We start from the raw sequence: 13,974 nt of genomic DNA, 5'->3' as shown, positions 1-13,974 counted from the left end.
GGACATCGGCAGCGTCCAGTACCAGAACGCCAACAACTCCGTCCGGGTGTCGGACGAGTTCATGCACGCCGTGGAGTCGGACGCCCCGCCGCGCGCCCACGCGGCCAGACCGCGCAGCGCCGCGTTCATCGAGTAGTGCCCGGGCCCGTCGTTGAACGGGGCCGATCCGGCGGCGCAGCCGGCATCCGGCGCGGCCGACCCCGCCGACTTCCTCAGCGTCGGCTGCCCCAGGTCGTAGGCCCACTGGTCGCCGTGCGCGGTGCCGGCCAGCTCCCAGTGCACGACCCGGTCGGTGTCCGGCTGCCGGGCGGCCGCCGCCAGCGGGACGTCGGTCTCGGTCAGGACCACGAACGTGGGGACGGTCAGGTCCGTCCGGATGCGGGACGGGTTCGGCATCCACAGGGTGTCGGACAGCTCGCCGCTGATCGGGGCCCCGACCGCGCCGTTGCTGTGGATCATGAAGCCGTCGTAGACCCGCGACACCGGCTGGACGGCGTTGGCGTAGGTGGTCATGAGCCCGGCGGACTGGGACTCCCCGTCCGCCAGCAGCGTCCTCACCGCCAGCCCGCCGAGCGGGTCGGGGCCGTCGGGGCTTCGCAGGGCCTGCCCGGCCTGGGAGAAGATGTCGTAGGAGAAGGCGTCCCCGGGGTGGACGAGGCTGCCGTAGCGGTCCGGGTCCCACCCCTTGAGCCCGTGGATCTCTCCGAGCCCGCCGTTGACGCCGACCGCCTGCGCCGAGACGCCGACCCACGCGTATCCCTTGCGCAGCAGTTCGTCACGCGTGAACCAGTAGTCCGGGGACAGGTCCAGCTGACCGCTGACGTTGAGCCATTCGACCACGACGGTCCCGTTGAACTTCGCCGGATCGGAGGGGCGCCGGACCAGGAGCCTCGTCTTGTACGGGGCCTGCCCGGACGCCCGCACGTCCCAGCGGCCGCTCGACGTCCACAGGCCGGACTTGGCGTACGAGGTGGCGGTGCCGGTGATGAAGTACTCGCTCTCGGTGTACCCGAACGACCCGAGATCCTCGGCCGCCGCCAGGAACGGGAAGCCGTGGGCGCCCGGCGGCGGGACGGTGACCACGGGCCCGGGGGCCGCGGCCAGGGCGGGCGGCGAGGCGCACAGCAGGGCGGCGAGCAGCCCCGCTCCCGTCGCCGCGGCGGCGACCCGCCGCCAGGGAACCCGCAGGGAGAAACGCACGGTGACCTCCACGATGTCAGGGGGCCACAGTGTCCGCCGCCCGTCCCCTCCTCCACATCGCGCGAATCACCGGCCGCGGAAACGGCGCCGCCCCGTCCAGAGCCTGGACGGGGCGGCGCCGTTCTCTGTGTTACCAGCGGTACCAGCGACCGCGCTTGCCGGACGGGCCGGCGCTGCGGAGCACGAAGCCGAGCAGCCACAGGATCAGGACGATCGCGGCCACCACCCAAAGGATCTTGAGTGTGAAGCCGACGCCGAACAGGATCAGTGCCAGCAGGAGCACCAGGATCATCAGCCAAGGCATTGGGGGTCCTCCTCGGGGGTCTGCCATTGGTTCGTTCGGGCCGATTTGTCCCCGGCAAATGAAGCTTGATGCGCGACAAAGGTCTCATTTCGGACACGCAGCGGAATGGTCCCGGAAGCGGACCCCGGGCACCCGCCCGGGGTCGACCACTGCTGGAGTCCAAAGGTCAGCTCGCCGGCACCGGGCCGGACGCGGCGCCGTCCACGGCCGGTTCGGGGGCGCAGGCGCCGCGGGCCCTGAAGGGTTCCGCCAACTGCTCCAGGTAGCGCACCGGATAGTGGGGCTTGGCGGCCATCCCCAGATCATCGGAAGTGAAGCGGCGGGCGGGGTCATGGCTGTAGGTACCGAGCAGGTGGTCCCAGAGCAGGGTGAACAGGCCGAAGTTGACGTCCCCGATCCCCGCCCATTTGAGGTGGTGGAAGCGGTGGCCCTCGTTGAGGGCCAGGACGTGCTTGGCGGGACCGATCCGGTAGTCGGCGTTCGAGTGCTGCAACAGCAGTTGGACGGCGACCGCCAGGGCGAGCGCGGAGGCCACGTCCACAGGCAGCCCGACGACCAGGAGCGGCGTGACGCCCGCGGTCATCTCGACGGTCTGGTGCACTGGATGCTTCATGAGCCCGTTGAGGCCGTAGAAGCGTTTGACCGAATGGTGGACGGCGTGGAAGCGCCACAGGAGTCCGACCTTGTGGCTGGCGTAGTGCACCAGCGTGATCCCGGCATCCGCGGCGACGACCGCCAGCAGCACCTGTGTCCACATCGGCCAGGAATGCGGCCAGATGTCGGCGACCGACACCACGGCGGCCAGGGCGGGGACGGCGGCGACGCTGCCCAGGACAAGAGCCTCGTTCACGAAAGTGTGCGCGGCGTCGCGGCCACCGTCCCCCGAAGGGCGGTTCCAATCCCGGTCGTACGGCAGCAGGCGCTCGGCGGCGAAGGAGATGGCGATGGCGGCGGCGAGCAGCGCCAGCAGCCAGATCTTCCCGGCCCCGGCGCTCGTCAGCGCGACGCCGATGCCGTTGATCCCGATGAGCATCGCCGGCGCGTACCCGTACCGCACCCCCGCCCGCAGGAGACGCCCGGACCCGGTGCTGATCGTCGTAGTACCCATGGACCGAGCCTGGCCCGCCCGAAGCCGAGGCTCCTTGTACGAATCGGCTGCCCTCAGCAGGCAGGACGCGGGGGGCGCCACCCGGCGGCGCGGGCGGCCTCGGTGGGGGTGATGCCGAACATCGCGCGGCACACCCGGGTCAGATGGGCGCTGTCGCTGAATCCGGCGGCGTGCGCGGCCTCGGTGAGAGTGGCGCCCCCGTGCACGGCCTCCATCGCGTGCCGGAGCCGGGTCCAGCGCCGCCAGGCGGTGTAGGGGAGACCGAGCTGGTCGGTGAAGAGATGGCCCAGCCGGGTGGCCGAAAGCCCGACCTCCGCCGCGGCCTCGGCCAGGGATTCGGGGACGTCCGGCCCGCCCGCGCGCCCCGCCTCCCGGGACGCCCGCGCCGTCAGGACGGCCAGCGCCGGATGCAGCGGCCCGGTGGGCGGCGGCGCGAGCGGCGTACTGGCGGCCGCGGTCCAGGAGCTCGCCTTCCGCCGGTCACCGGCCGCGTCCACCCGGGCCGCGAGGGCGGCGGCGGCTCGACCGGCCGGGTCCAGGTAGTACGTCGTCCCGCGGGCCTCCCCGATGTCGTCGACGGCGTGCACCACCCCGGCGGGAATGATCGCCGCGGCCGCCTCCGTCCGGTCGCCGAACCCGTCCCGGAAGGCCATCGAGCCGCTGGTGAGCGCCACCACCTGCACTGCGGCGTGGGCGTGGGCGGCGGCCCCGCCCAGGCGTCCGGTGAAGGTCAGGACCCCCGGCTCCAGGCGGGCCGTTCCCGCCCACCCCCTGTCAGAGGCAGCCATCGCCCGTGCGCACCCCCTGTCCGCAGCTGTCGTCCTCCTCAAAGTAAGCCCGCGAAAAGGGAATCGGCCTAGTGAAAGCCTGAGGCTAGAAATCTGTGAGGGGTTCGGCCTGGTAGGCCTGGTGGAGTAGGTCCAGGAAACGTGGGGCTGCGGGGACGCGGGTCGCGCCGATCTGGTGGACTGCGACCCCCGGGGTCCAGGAGTTCATGACCACGGCGCCGGCCAGGCCCGGCACGTCGCCGGGGGTGACCTGCCGGACGCGCTGGGGGACGCCGAGGCGGTCCAGTTGCCGGCGGACGATGCCCATGGTGGTCCCGACCAGCATCTCGGCCTCGGGCCACACCACGGCGTCCCCGTCCCAGAAGGCCAGGTTCCAGATCGTCGCCTCGCTGAGGCGCCCGCGGCGGTCGACGAAGGCGGCGTCGTCGAAGCCGTCCTGGACGGCCCGGCGCATGAGGTGGGTCTTGGCGACCTCCCCCACGTGTTTCACTGCGGGCAGGTACCGGTCGTACTCGACCGTCGCCAGCGTCAGCGGCCCTTCCGGACCCGACGCGGGCGGCCCCGTCCGGACCAGGACCTCGGGCCCCACCGGCTCTCCGCCCGCAGTGAACTCCCCTGGGGACGAGTACATCGTGGCCGTCAGCGAGACGTCCGCGGGCCCCGCCTCCACCGCCGCCCGCAGATGGGAGCGAACCCGCTCGTCCGGCATCGCTTCGCCGAACAGCTCCATCGAGGCGGACCGCAGCCGTTCCAGATGAAGGTCGAGGCCCCGGACCTTGCCGCCACGCACCTGCATGGCGGTGAAGTGCGCGAAGCCGGCGAAGGCGAGCGGCGCGAGGTCGCCGGTGGTCGCCGCGCGGCCATTGCGTTGGACGACAAGCGTGGACATGGGCCTCTCCAGTGTGCGGAATGATCGCCTGCAAGGCGACGTTAGGCATTCACACCGGTGAGAAGGTCAATCCAGGACGGTGACATGCTGATCGGGGAGTTGTCCCGCCGGACGGGGGTCAGCCCGCGGCTTCTGCGGTACTACGAGGAGCAGGGCCTGCTCCAGGCCGAACGCGGCTCGAACGGCTACCGCCGCTACGGCGAGGACGCCGAGCTGACCGTGCGGAAGATCCGCGTGCTGCTCGACGCGGGCCTGACCTCCGAGGTGATCCGGCAGGTGCTCCCCTGCACCCGCAGCGACCAGCCGGACTTCGACTGGTGCGAGGGCATCCGCGACCTCCTCGACCGCGAGATAGCGGCACTGAACGCCCGCATCGAGGGCCTCCAGCGCAACCACGAAGCCCTCACCGGATTCCTCACCGCCCACACACCAACCGAGTAGCTCGTACGCCTCGCTGCTGAGACCCGCCGCGACGTCAATGCGGTGTTATGAGGCCGAGGTCCGGGTGAGGTGGCGGGCCCTTCGGTGGGCGCCCTCGTTCGCCATGTCGGACTGGCCGCCCGGCGGCGGGACGCGGACCTCGATGCGTCCGTTCTGGATCCGCGTCTCGTAGGACGGTTGCGGCGCGCTGGCCGGGCCGCGCTCGATGCCGCCGTCGTCGAGGCGGAACGTGCTGCCGTGCCACGGGCAGGTGACGCAGTCGTTCTCGATCGTCCCCTCGCCCAGCGGGCCGCCCAGGTGGGTGCAGGTGGCGGCGATGGCGTGCAGCTTCGTGGCCGTCCGGTAGAGCAGGATCCGGACGCCGTCCGCATCGGCCGTACGGTGCTCGCCCTCGGCCAGTTCGGATGCGGCCAGCACCGGGGTCCACTCTTCCGGGCCCTGCTGCCACGCGGTGCGGTTGACGTTGAGGCCCCGGGTGAAGGTCAGGTGACCGCCGAGATACGCGCTGATCCCCATCGCCGCCATGCCGGCGAACCGCAGGGCCTTGGCCTTGCGGGAACGCGCGCCGAGGGACGCCGCGTACAGCGCGAGCGCCACCGTGTTGGCGCCGGCGTGGACGAGCCCCACCCGGCGCTCCGCCCCCAGGGTGTCGGCCCAGTCGTTGAGCCCGGTGAGTGCGGTGGGCACGGCCGCGACCACTCCCGCCGCCGTCAGCAGGTCGGCGGCCGGTTCGGCGTCGGGTCCCCCGGCGACGTCCAGCAGCCCGGCCATGCTCCACGCGCCGATCACCACGTCCGTCAGCACCGGGTGCAGCGGGTGCCCGGTATTGGTCCCGCTGAGCAGATTGCGGACGAGGCGCGGCTGGATGACCCGTTGGACCATGGAACTGACCGGTTCGGCGACCTTGTCCAAGGCCTCCGCGTTCTCCAGCCGGTGGACCGCCCTGTGCGGCATGCTCATAACGCCCTCCCCCAGACACGACTACACGTTCGCTCCCTATCCCCCAAAGGACCCCTGAAACCGTTCGCTTGAGCCGCGGGCGACATCGCGACGTTCCGGGCCTTGCTGCAGGCGGTTGATTCCCATAGTGGAGGAGCGTCCACTATGCTGGATTTCTTCTGATCGGGCGACGCGGAGGCTGGACGATGTTGCGCTTCGAGCTCGACGGCCTGGGCCGGCCGGAGGTCCGCCGGCTGCTGGAGGAGCACCTGGCCGACATGCACGCGACGTCGCCGCCCGAATCGATCCACGCGCTGGACCTGGAGGAGCTGCGCGACCCGACGGTCGCGTTCTGGTCGGCCTGGGAGGGGCCGGAGCTGCGCGGATGCGGCGCGCTCAAGGATCTTGGCGGCGGCGACGCCGAACTCAAGTCCATGCGCACCGCGGTAGCCGCGCGGGGGACGGGCATCGGATCGGCCATCCTTCGGCACCTGCTTGCCGTCGCCGCCGAGCGCGGCCACCGGCGGGTCCTGCTGGAGACGGGAAGCCAGGAGTTCTTCGCGCCGGCCCGGCGGCTCTACGCACGGCACGGATTCACCCCGTGCGAGCCGTTCGCCGACTACGTGCACGACCCCAACAGCGTCTTCATGGAGCTTCGGCTCGATGCCGGAGCCGACCCGGAGTGGACGCCGTGTCCACTTTGATGGACGGTCCCAACGTCCTCGGAGAGCGCATCAAGGCGGAGCGCGCACGGCGCGGATGGTCGCTGGCCCGGCTCGCCGACGCCTCGGGGGTGTCCCGAGCGATGATCAGCAAGGTCGAGCGCGGTCAGAGCAGCCCGACCGCCGCCCTCCTCGGCAAGCTGTCCGCGGCCCTGGAACTGAGCATGACCGAGATGCTGTCACCGGCGGACGGCGGCGCGCCCGGCCAGGTGCGGCGCGCGGCCGACATCCCCGACTGGACCGACCCCGGGTCGGGGTACCTGCGACGGCAGATATCGGGGCCGGGCTTCCCGGCCGACGTCACCGAGATCGTGCTGCCCGCAGGCGCCCGGGTGCCCATGCCGGCGGCGTCCTACGCCTTCATCGCCCAACTCGTCTGGGTGCTGGACGGCAGGCTGAGCCTCGTCGAAGAGGCGGCCACGCACGTCCTCACCGCGGGTGACACCTTCGAACTCGGCAAGCCCCAGGCACGCGAGTTCGTCAACGACGGCACCGGCGAATGCCGTTACGTCGTGATCGTCACCCGCAAGGCCACGGCCTGACTCCCCCGGAGACGGCGCCCCGGAACGGTGCGAGAAACTGCCGGGATTGCTCTGGTTCGGTCCGGAACCAAACGGCCGTCGCACGCATCACATAAGGCGAGAAAGGTGCAGCGGCACCCGGCAGTCCCAGACTGCGGTACCTTGCACGCTCCCCCCATTTCCAAGCATGGAGGAATACATGCGGCGTGTCGCCATCGTGACCGCTATCTCCGGCGCCCTGGCCGCCGGAGTCCTCGCCGCGGGTCCGGCCGCGCAGGCGGAGACCAAGCCCGCCGACAAGCCCGGCAGGGAGGTGACCACCACCAGCGTGGGGGCGCTTTCCAAGAAGGACCTCATCTCCGAGGCCAAGGCCTCGGGCCAGCCGCTGACCGCCATGGAGAAGTACTCGGTCCAGGCGGCCGAGTACTGCAACTACTACCAGCGCACCCGGGGCTACAAAGCCACCAACGGCAAGTGGATCATCGCGGTGACCAACCGCCTCACCTGGTGCTACAACGGCTCTTACGTCACCCGCTACCGCGCCAACTACAAGGCCTACACCTACAACAAGTACAAGTGGGTGTGGAAGGGCTGGGTGATGAAGAAGGTCACCTACCCCAGCAACGCGGCCTACGCGACGTCCTACGCCCAGGGCGCGTTCCGCTACACGGGGAACGGCAAGACCTACAAGCCGTACGTCATCATCCGCGGCTACAAGAACGGCGCCTACAAGTGGAGGGCCGGCGGCTGAGCCTGCCGCGTCGAAGCACGACCCCACCATGAGCCGCCGTTCCATTCGCCTGCAGTGGTCAACCACTGCGCTGGGGCCGGCCCGGGCGACCGAACCGGCGCCATGGTGACGAAAGCAGATCACGCGGGCTGATTCACAGGCCGAACACGGCCCGCACAAGGTGATCGCGGAAGCTCCTGGTCGGCCGGGTGTGCGCACACCCTGGCCGCCAGGAGCTTCCTGCTGTTCCGGGTCCGCGGTGCGCGCGACGGCGGCACGCGCCTGGGTGACCCCAGCCGAGGTCCATCGCGCGAACGGCGCACGGCGGACGCTCGCGGCCGGCTATGCCGGCGCGCTCGACGATCCCAGTCGATCAGCCAGGAGCCCCTGGAAACGCGGGCACGTCATGATGTCGTCGTGCGGGCATTCACCCTCGATCATGTCGAGGGCGGCCTGCGCCCGGGCGATCCGCACCAGCAGCCTCTCGCGGTGCCGGACCGTCACCTCGTGGCGCTCCGACATGGACCGGGCGGCCAGCATCGTCCGGATGTCCGCGAGCCCGAAACCCGCCTCCTTCGCGACCAGGATCGCCGCCACCCGGTGCACGTCGGCGTCGGTGTAACGGCGACGGTCCCCCGCGCGGGCCGGCGCCAGCAGCCCCTCGGCCTCCCAGTACCGCAGCACGTGCGTCGGCAGCCCGAACTGCGCCGCCACCTCGCCGATTGACTTCATGTCGACATTAAGTCGCACAATGGCGGCCATGTCCAAGCTGCTCACCGTCCTCGACGCCTTCGACGACCTCTCCCAGGCTCGTGACCTGCGAGAACTCACCTACGAAGCGCTGGGCACCACCGTGGTCGACGTGGGCTGCGGCAGCGGCCGCGCCGTCGGCGAGCTGGCCGCCCGCGGGGTGCGGGCCATCGGCGTCGACCTGGACCCCGCCATGATCGAGGTCGCCGCCGAGCGCTGGCCCGCGAGCGACTTCCACGTCGCCGACGCCACCGCGCTGCCCCTCGACGACGGCTCCGTCACCGGCTACCGCGCCGACAAGGTCCTGCACGTCCTCCCCGAGCCCGAGCAGGCCGTCGCCGAGGCCCGCCGTGTCCTGGCCCCCCACGGCCGCGCGGTGCTCATCGGCCAGGACTGGGACACGTTCATCATCGACTCCGACGATCCCGAGCTCACCCGCTCACTCGTCCACGCCCGCGCCGAGCCATGCCGAACCCGCGGGTCGCCCGCCGCCACCGGAACCTCCTGCTGGACCACGGGTTCACCGACGTCACCGTCGCCGTCCACACGATCGTGTGGACGGACGCCGCCGTCCTCCCGGTGCTCGCCGGCATGGGAGGGGAAGGCGCCTGGTTCGACGACCAGGTCGCCAGGGCACGCGGCGACCGCCTGTTCGTCGCCATCCCGTTCTTCGTCGCCGCGGGAACCCGCGCCGCCTGATCTCCGGCTCACCACGACCCGTCGCCGCAGTAGCCGACCCGCCTGCAAGGTGCGTGGTCCAGCGCCGCTAGTTCTTTCACAGTTCTCGAAATCGACCAGGTGGTGCCCGGCCGGCCGGAGCGAGGGCGCCCCGCAGCCCCTGGCCCGACGGCGCGCGGCCACCGGCGACTTCACCTCCGGTTTGGTCGTCACAGTTGCCGTCACCGCCGAAAACCTGACGGTCTTCCCCAACGCACGTCCTAGGGGCGTGCGTCAAGGAAGACGCCTTCGAGGCGTAACTGCAACCGAAAGAGTCCGCCATGAACATTGCACTCATCGTCCTTGTCCTGCTGGGCTTCCTGGCAGGGGACGGCGTGAAGAAGAACGAGAAGGGCAAGAGGAACACGCGGGCCATCGCCCCGGCCGTCGCGGCCACCGCGATCTTCTGGGTCACGGGGATCCCCTTCGTCCCGCTCGTCCTCGCCGCCCTTGCGGGGGGTGCGGCAAGTCGGATCGTGAAGAAGGACGGGTGGGTCATCCTCCTGTCCATCGGCGCGGTCATCGTCGCTCTCTCGCTGGTCTCCTGACCAGCGGGAGGACCTCTGAGGACCAGTAGTCCCATGGTCCATTCCGGTCCGTGATCACCGCGGACCGGGCGTACCGGGTGTCCCGGCGGAGAGGCTTCGCGCCTCCCGCCGGGACATTTCGTCGTTAAGCCCGGCCACCAGGCTCAGCGGGGGCGTGCGCCGGGGTGTTCGGTGTACATCGCGATCGCCGGGAGACCGTCCGGCTCCGTCCTACTCGACCGAGGGAAGCGGTGGCAGCGGCAGGGGCAGCCCTGGCAGGCCGTCGATGCTGGCCGCGATGTGCTCCTTCTTCTGGAAGTAAGCGTCAAGCGACTCGTCGGTCTCGCGCGCGAAACGCGACGCGTGCAGCGGACGGTCCTGTTCGTAGGTCATGAACGGGACGCCGTATCCGCAGGTGTCACGGATCTTCTCGGCGGTCACGACGATGATCGCTCGCAGGCCGTGCAGGGTCGGGTCGATGTCGGGGAAGTGGCCCATCAGCTCGGCCCAGCGCGCGTCGTCGCGGAAGACCGGCTCCCCGCGGCCGTGCACTCGCACGATGTTGGGCGGGCCGTCGAAGGCGCACCACATCAGGGTGATGCGGCCGTTCTCGCGCAGATGGGCGATGGTCTCGGCGTTGCTGCCGGCGAAATCGAGGTAGGCCACGGTGAGTTCGTCGAGCACGGCGAACGAGCCGTCGAGCCCCTTGGGCGAAAGGTTGACGGTGCCGTCGCCGGCCAGCGGCGCCGTCGCGGTGAAGAAGATGTGCTGCGACTCGATGAAGGTGCGCAGCCTGCCGTCAATCCGCTCGTAGCTCTTTCCCATATATCGAGTATGACGGCACCCCAATTACTGATCTTGGGCCGCCGAGGGACGGCGGTCGGTGAACGAAAGAGGCCCCGTCCCCCGGCGCAGCGCGGCTGCTGAGACGGGACAGGACGCTCGATCTCCCGCACGCAGGCCCGTGGCGTGCCCACCCCTTGAAAACGTGCTGATGGCCTCGGACGCCATCGGAGGGCCCGGAGTGAGGGGAAGGTATCGGGCACGTAGCGGAGCCAGTGGCCGAGGAACGAAAGCGGCCAGGTCAGCGACTCGTCGCTGACCTGGCCGTTGTCGTGGGAGTGGGTGGCGGAGATCGAACCGCCGACGCAACGTATCCTGCGCCCGTGAAGCTGCGCTTTGAGACGCGCCGGTCCGACTCGCCGTGGGTCGACACCGTGTGGACCTGCACGAACGAGCAGGTCACGACGATGACGTCAGTCGCAGGGGTGCGCTGGGGCCTGGTGTTCTGGGAGCAGGACGGCCGGCCGTACGCGGGGATCACCGGTCCCGAGACCCGGACCAGCCTGGCGCCGGTGCCAGAAGGCGCGGCCTTCACGGGCATCGAGTTCGCCGTGGGCACCTCGTTGCGGGCCGTCCCCACGTCGACGCTGGTCAACGGCGGTATCGAGCTCCCCGACACCACACGCCGGACGTTCCGGCTGGACGGCGAGCGCTGGGAGACGCCCGGACCCGACGATGCCGAGGGCCTCGTCGAACGTCTCGTCCGGGCCGGGGTCGTGGTCCGTGACCCGCTCGTCGCCGAGGTGCTGCGGGGTCACCGCCCGGCCGTCTCGGGACGGACGGTCGAACGCCGGTTCCGCGCCGCGACCGGGCTGACGCGGGGCGGCGTCCGGCAGATCGAGCGGGCCCGCAGGGCGGCGGAGCTGGTGACGCTCGGCGAACCGGTCGCCGACGTCGTCACCAAGCTCGGCTACTTCGACGAGTCGCACCTGGCTCGGGCGCTGCGCTCCTATGTCGGACGCACCGCCGGGCAGTTGCGCGAGGGCGCCGGCGGCGCGATCGCCCTTGACCTGGATCAGCGCCTGACGTCGTAGACCAGCTTCAGGATCCCGTTCGAGTAGCTCTCCGACTCCCGCAGCGACAGCATCTGCTTGTCGCGGTCGGCCCGGCCGAACAGGCTCTTCCCGGCACCGAGCAGCACGGGGAAGACGAGCAGGTTGTACTGGTCGACCAGACCCGCGTCCGACAGCCGCCGGGCCAGCTCCGCGCTCCCGTGGATGAAGATCGCGCCCCCTTCGCCCTCCTTGAGCGCGGCGACGTCCTCGGTCGAGCGCAGGATCGTCGTCGGCCCCCACCCGTCGACGAGGGCGTCATCGGACAGCGTGGTCGACACCACGTACTTGGGCAGTTCCTTGTAGTCGGCGTGGTCCTTCGAGCCGGGCCAGACCTGCGCGAACGCCTCGTAGCTGCGGCGGCCGAACATCAGCGCCGTCGTGTCGGCGAGCTCCTCGCCCTTCAGCGTCCAGGCTTCTGGGACGAACTCGAGGTCCTTGAACACCCATCCGCCGCTGCGGTGCTCCTCCCCCGGCCCGCCGCCCGGCGAGTCCACGACGCCGTCGAGCGACATGAAACCGGTGTAGACCAGGTCACGCATTGTGTTGTCTCCTCATGTTCGGGTGAGTCGCCAGGCCCACGCTAGATCGTGACCGCGGCGGCCGTCTTGGACGGAAACGACAGCGGGTTCACCTGCGGAACAGCGTTACGACCGGGCGTGCGGGCATGTGATCAAGCGGTATCCACACCGTCGGACCAGCCGGCGGCGTTCGAGTAGGACTCGTAGGAGTAGCGGGTGTTGCGGCCCCACTCCTCACCAGTGATGTGCTCGTATGCGCGGTCGGGTACGTAAAGCAGGCTCTCTGCCCATACGAGTCCGGCGGCATATGGGACGAACTTTGCTGGATTCCCTAGAACTCTGTCATAAGCGTCGCGACCGTCGGCGACCACGGCAGCGCGCGTGTAGAGGAAGGCGTCGCCCGACAGGTCACGGCCGTATTCTCTGCGATCCAGACGGTACAGCGCCCACGCCAGGTTCTCAGCGAACCCGATGACCGCAGACAACGGACCCGCCGCAAGGCGTGTCGTCAGCGTCGCCGCAAGATGCTCAGCATCCGGGTCAGGCGCTCCTGGCCTGCAGTTTTCGATCAGCAGCCAGAAGCTGTCCTCGTCCATGCGGCAGAGCATGCCGCATGCGCCTGACAATCGCGGGCGCGAACGTCCTGCCTATCGCTCGCCCGCCAAGTGCGTCCAAGGACCGGAGTGACAAGCTGGCGCCGCCAGCCTCGAAAACGATCAAGAACCGCGTTCAGGGATCACGGCCTGTCAACAGGTACGCCGCAGCCACCGGAGCTCGACGAACAGGCCTTCCTCACCCGTCAGGAGTCGTGGTGCTGCCTGACGGCGGCGAGGACATCACCCAACTGACCACGTGCTTGGGCAGAACGCAGGTGGTCCAGGTAATCACGGGATTCGATGATCTTTCCGTCGCGGACCCGCATGACGAAGACCGCTGGAATTGCGAACGGCTCACCGGTCTCCACTACGATCCCCTCGTAGCGGAACTCGGCCACGATGACCTCTGGATCTGCGGTCTCGTGAACATTGATGCCGGCCGGCCGACGGCGCAGTGTGTGCCCTTTGTAGGCACCAGGGGGTGCGCCGACCCCAAAGTGCGCGCGCAACTCTTCAAGAGACCGCAGCGGGGGCGCCGCGAGCGGATGGAAAGGGTGCTCTACGTGAGTCTGCTCGGCGTAAAGCTCGATCACGTCTTCCCAGCGTTCTTCGCAGACGCCGTGCACCAGCCTCAGAAAGATCTCGCGCGGAGTCAGGGGGTCGGGCATGAGACTTCTCCCATCAGAGATCGCCTTCGTCGCCGCCCGCACGTCCGCCCATGGACGAGTGTGGACAGGAAGCACAATGTAGTTCGTTGAGGAATTATTCGTCAAGGAATATCTCCAGTCACTCCTTCGGCGGGGACCCTCGACCCTCGGGCGTCCTCTGCACGCCCTTGAGCAGCCACGCTCGCCTGACCTGCGAACACCCGAAAACCCCAAGCGGTCCGACTCGCCAGACAGGGCGACACGGGCCGTCTTCGTCGCAGATGTGTCAGCCAATGGCGACGAAACCCGAACCATGACAATCAGAAGTTGTTCAAATACTTTTAGTGATATTCGTGGGAGCTCAGTTCTCCAGCACAGCCGAGAGGGAGCTCCCCGTGATCAGATACCTTCCGCTGGCCGGCCTGGCCCTGACCGTCGTCGCGCTCGCAACCGCCCCGGCATCCGCCGCCGCGGCCTCCCCCCAGGCGCGCGGCCCCGAGCCCCGTGTGTCTGGACGCCACCAACAGCCGCGCCGACAACACCAACGTCCGACTCTGGCGCTGCATGAACCACCCCAACCAGAAGTGGGTCATCCGCGACGGACAAATCATCGTCGCCGACACCATCGCCTGACCCACTGCGCCTAACGAGGGCACGTCCGGGCCGACGGCCAGGACCA

The 13,974-nt window shown here is 69.8% G+C and carries 18 protein-coding genes and 1 pseudogene; 8 read left to right on the top strand and 11 right to left on the bottom strand.

Annotated features, from left to right (window positions below; translation table 11 throughout):
- The 5 genes from AB0K37_RS22515 to AB0K37_RS22495 all read right to left on the bottom strand — a co-directional run.
- The coding region (locus AB0K37_RS22515) for an alpha/beta hydrolase domain-containing protein (RefSeq protein WP_363984098.1) at positions 1 to 1,200 on the bottom strand (1,200 nt) is incomplete at its 3' end.
- Positions 1,201 to 1,330: 130 nt separating this feature from the next.
- The gene (locus tag AB0K37_RS22510; protein ID WP_089315210.1) at positions 1,331 to 1,504 is read right to left on the bottom strand and encodes a hydrophobic protein; all 174 of its coding nucleotides are present in this window, start codon (positions 1,502 to 1,504) and stop codon (positions 1,331 to 1,333) included.
- Positions 1,505 to 1,670: 166 nt separating this feature from the next.
- On the bottom strand, positions 1,671 to 2,612 hold the full coding sequence (locus AB0K37_RS22505) for a sterol desaturase family protein (protein ID WP_363984096.1): 942 nt from the start codon (positions 2,610 to 2,612) through the stop codon (positions 1,671 to 1,673).
- 53 nt (positions 2,613 to 2,665) lie between these two features.
- A complete protein-coding gene (locus tag AB0K37_RS22500) occupies positions 2,666 to 3,400 on the bottom strand; it encodes a helix-turn-helix transcriptional regulator (RefSeq protein ID WP_363984094.1) in 735 nt (244 codons plus the stop codon).
- Positions 3,401 to 3,485: 85 nt separating this feature from the next.
- Complete coding sequence (locus AB0K37_RS22495) at positions 3,486 to 4,289, bottom strand: aminotransferase class IV family protein (RefSeq protein WP_363984092.1); 804 nt, start codon at positions 4,287 to 4,289, stop codon at positions 3,486 to 3,488.
- A gap of 84 nt (positions 4,290 to 4,373) precedes the next feature.
- Here AB0K37_RS22495 and AB0K37_RS22490 point away from each other — a divergent pair, with 84 nt between their 5' ends.
- Positions 4,374 to 4,730, top strand: a complete 357-nt coding sequence (locus AB0K37_RS22490) for a MerR family transcriptional regulator (RefSeq protein ID WP_363984090.1) — start codon at positions 4,374 to 4,376, stop codon at positions 4,728 to 4,730.
- 45 nt (positions 4,731 to 4,775) lie between these two features.
- On the opposite strand, the gene AB0K37_RS22485 is transcribed toward AB0K37_RS22490, so the two are convergent.
- The gene (locus tag AB0K37_RS22485; RefSeq protein ID WP_363984088.1) at positions 4,776 to 5,690 is read right to left on the bottom strand and encodes a Rieske 2Fe-2S domain-containing protein; all 915 of its coding nucleotides are present in this window, start codon (positions 5,688 to 5,690) and stop codon (positions 4,776 to 4,778) included.
- Positions 5,691 to 5,875: 185 nt separating this feature from the next.
- On the opposite strand from AB0K37_RS22485, the gene AB0K37_RS22480 reads away from it, so the two are divergent.
- From AB0K37_RS22480 to AB0K37_RS22470, 3 genes are all read left to right on the top strand, one after another.
- On the top strand, positions 5,876 to 6,373 hold the full coding sequence (locus AB0K37_RS22480) for a GNAT family N-acetyltransferase (RefSeq protein ID WP_363984086.1): 498 nt from the start codon (positions 5,876 to 5,878) through the stop codon (positions 6,371 to 6,373).
- On the top strand, positions 6,361 to 6,933 hold the full coding sequence (locus tag AB0K37_RS22475) for a helix-turn-helix domain-containing protein (protein WP_363984084.1): 573 nt from the start codon (positions 6,361 to 6,363) through the stop codon (positions 6,931 to 6,933). The genes AB0K37_RS22480 and AB0K37_RS22475 overlap by 13 nt, the downstream gene beginning before the upstream one ends.
- Before the next feature lie 178 nt (positions 6,934 to 7,111).
- Positions 7,112 to 7,663 carry a hypothetical protein gene (locus AB0K37_RS22470; RefSeq protein ID WP_363984082.1) on the top strand — a complete coding sequence of 184 codons (552 nt, stop codon included), beginning with the start codon at positions 7,112 to 7,114 and terminating at the stop codon, positions 7,661 to 7,663.
- Positions 7,664 to 7,984: 321 nt separating this feature from the next.
- Here the strand turns inward: AB0K37_RS22470 and AB0K37_RS22465 are convergent, their stop codons facing one another.
- Complete coding sequence (locus AB0K37_RS22465; RefSeq protein ID WP_363984080.1) at positions 7,985 to 8,374, bottom strand: MerR family transcriptional regulator; 390 nt, start codon at positions 8,372 to 8,374, stop codon at positions 7,985 to 7,987.
- On the opposite strand from AB0K37_RS22465, the pseudogene AB0K37_RS22460 reads away from it, so the two are divergent.
- The 3 genes and pseudogenes from AB0K37_RS22460 to AB0K37_RS22450 form a co-directional block, all read left to right on the top strand.
- Positions 8,373 to 8,717: pseudogene (locus AB0K37_RS22460) on the top strand (class I SAM-dependent methyltransferase); the annotation flags it as partial. The gene AB0K37_RS22465 and the pseudogene AB0K37_RS22460 overlap by 2 nt on opposite strands.
- A 140-nt stretch (positions 8,718 to 8,857) precedes the next feature.
- Positions 8,858 to 9,091, top strand: coding sequence for a hypothetical protein (locus AB0K37_RS22455; RefSeq protein ID WP_363984104.1), 234 nt, complete (start codon positions 8,858 to 8,860; stop codon positions 9,089 to 9,091).
- Positions 9,092 to 9,390: 299 nt separating this feature from the next.
- Positions 9,391 to 9,657 (top strand): hypothetical protein, encoded by a 267-nt coding sequence (locus AB0K37_RS22450; protein WP_363984102.1) that lies wholly within the window; start codon positions 9,391 to 9,393, stop codon positions 9,655 to 9,657.
- Positions 9,658 to 9,867: 210 nt separating this feature from the next.
- On the opposite strand, the gene AB0K37_RS22445 is transcribed toward AB0K37_RS22450, so the two are convergent.
- On the bottom strand, positions 9,868 to 10,461 hold the full coding sequence (locus tag AB0K37_RS22445; RefSeq protein WP_360351230.1) for a pyridoxamine 5'-phosphate oxidase family protein: 594 nt from the start codon (positions 10,459 to 10,461) through the stop codon (positions 9,868 to 9,870).
- A gap of 341 nt (positions 10,462 to 10,802) precedes the next feature.
- Here AB0K37_RS22445 and AB0K37_RS22440 point away from each other — a divergent pair, with 341 nt between their 5' ends.
- Entirely contained in the window at positions 10,803 to 11,513 is a 711-nt protein-coding gene (locus tag AB0K37_RS22440; RefSeq protein ID WP_363984078.1) for a helix-turn-helix domain-containing protein, read from the top strand.
- Here AB0K37_RS22440 and AB0K37_RS22435 read toward each other — a convergent pair.
- From AB0K37_RS22435 to AB0K37_RS22425, 3 genes are all read right to left on the bottom strand, one after another.
- On the bottom strand, positions 11,495 to 12,073 hold the full coding sequence (locus tag AB0K37_RS22435; RefSeq protein WP_363984076.1) for a dihydrofolate reductase family protein: 579 nt from the start codon (positions 12,071 to 12,073) through the stop codon (positions 11,495 to 11,497). The genes AB0K37_RS22440 and AB0K37_RS22435 overlap by 19 nt on opposite strands.
- 131 nt (positions 12,074 to 12,204) lie before the next feature.
- Positions 12,205 to 12,648, bottom strand: coding sequence for a DUF4240 domain-containing protein (locus AB0K37_RS22430; protein WP_363984074.1), 444 nt, complete (start codon positions 12,646 to 12,648; stop codon positions 12,205 to 12,207).
- Between the two features lie 203 nt (positions 12,649 to 12,851).
- A complete protein-coding gene (locus tag AB0K37_RS22425; RefSeq protein WP_363984072.1) occupies positions 12,852 to 13,316 on the bottom strand; it encodes a nuclear transport factor 2 family protein in 465 nt (154 codons plus the stop codon).
- Positions 13,317 to 13,974: the final 658 nt, after the last annotated feature.

The sequence above is a fragment of the Actinomadura sp. NPDC049753 genome (assembly GCF_040674655.1).
GTDB classification, from domain to species: domain Bacteria; phylum Actinomycetota; class Actinomycetes; order Streptosporangiales; family Streptosporangiaceae; genus Spirillospora; species Spirillospora verrucosospora.
This window is presented reverse-complemented; position numbering and strand designations above follow the sequence as displayed.

Coding starts and splice junctions, on each gene's coding strand:
- AB0K37_RS22495 (WP_363984092.1), bottom strand. CDS start 4,289: ATGTCCACGCTTGTCGTCCAACGCAATGGCCGCGCGGCGACCACCGGC.
- AB0K37_RS22510 (WP_089315210.1), bottom strand. CDS start 1,504: ATGCCTTGGCTGATGATCCTGGTGCTCCTGCTGGCACTGATCCTGTTC.
- AB0K37_RS22455 (WP_363984104.1), top strand. CDS start 8,858: ATGCCGAACCCGCGGGTCGCCCGCCGCCACCGGAACCTCCTGCTGGAC.
- AB0K37_RS22445 (WP_360351230.1), bottom strand. CDS start 10,461: ATGGGAAAGAGCTACGAGCGGATTGACGGCAGGCTGCGCACCTTCATC.
- AB0K37_RS22490 (WP_363984090.1), top strand. CDS start 4,374: ATGCTGATCGGGGAGTTGTCCCGCCGGACGGGGGTCAGCCCGCGGCTT.
- AB0K37_RS22435 (WP_363984076.1), bottom strand. CDS start 12,073: ATGCGTGACCTGGTCTACACCGGTTTCATGTCGCTCGACGGCGTCGTG.
- AB0K37_RS22470 (WP_363984082.1), top strand. CDS start 7,112: ATGCGGCGTGTCGCCATCGTGACCGCTATCTCCGGCGCCCTGGCCGCC.
- AB0K37_RS22480 (WP_363984086.1), top strand. CDS start 5,876: ATGTTGCGCTTCGAGCTCGACGGCCTGGGCCGGCCGGAGGTCCGCCGG.
- AB0K37_RS22505 (WP_363984096.1), bottom strand. CDS start 2,612: ATGGGTACTACGACGATCAGCACCGGGTCCGGGCGTCTCCTGCGGGCG.
- AB0K37_RS22450 (WP_363984102.1), top strand. CDS start 9,391: ATGAACATTGCACTCATCGTCCTTGTCCTGCTGGGCTTCCTGGCAGGG.
- AB0K37_RS22430 (WP_363984074.1), bottom strand. CDS start 12,648: ATGGACGAGGACAGCTTCTGGCTGCTGATCGAAAACTGCAGGCCAGGA.
- AB0K37_RS22485 (WP_363984088.1), bottom strand. CDS start 5,690: ATGAGCATGCCGCACAGGGCGGTCCACCGGCTGGAGAACGCGGAGGCC.
- AB0K37_RS22425 (WP_363984072.1), bottom strand. CDS start 13,316: ATGCCCGACCCCCTGACTCCGCGCGAGATCTTTCTGAGGCTGGTGCAC.
- AB0K37_RS22500 (WP_363984094.1), bottom strand. CDS start 3,400: ATGGCTGCCTCTGACAGGGGGTGGGCGGGAACGGCCCGCCTGGAGCCG.
- AB0K37_RS22465 (WP_363984080.1), bottom strand. CDS start 8,374: ATGAAGTCAATCGGCGAGGTGGCGGCGCAGTTCGGGCTGCCGACGCAC.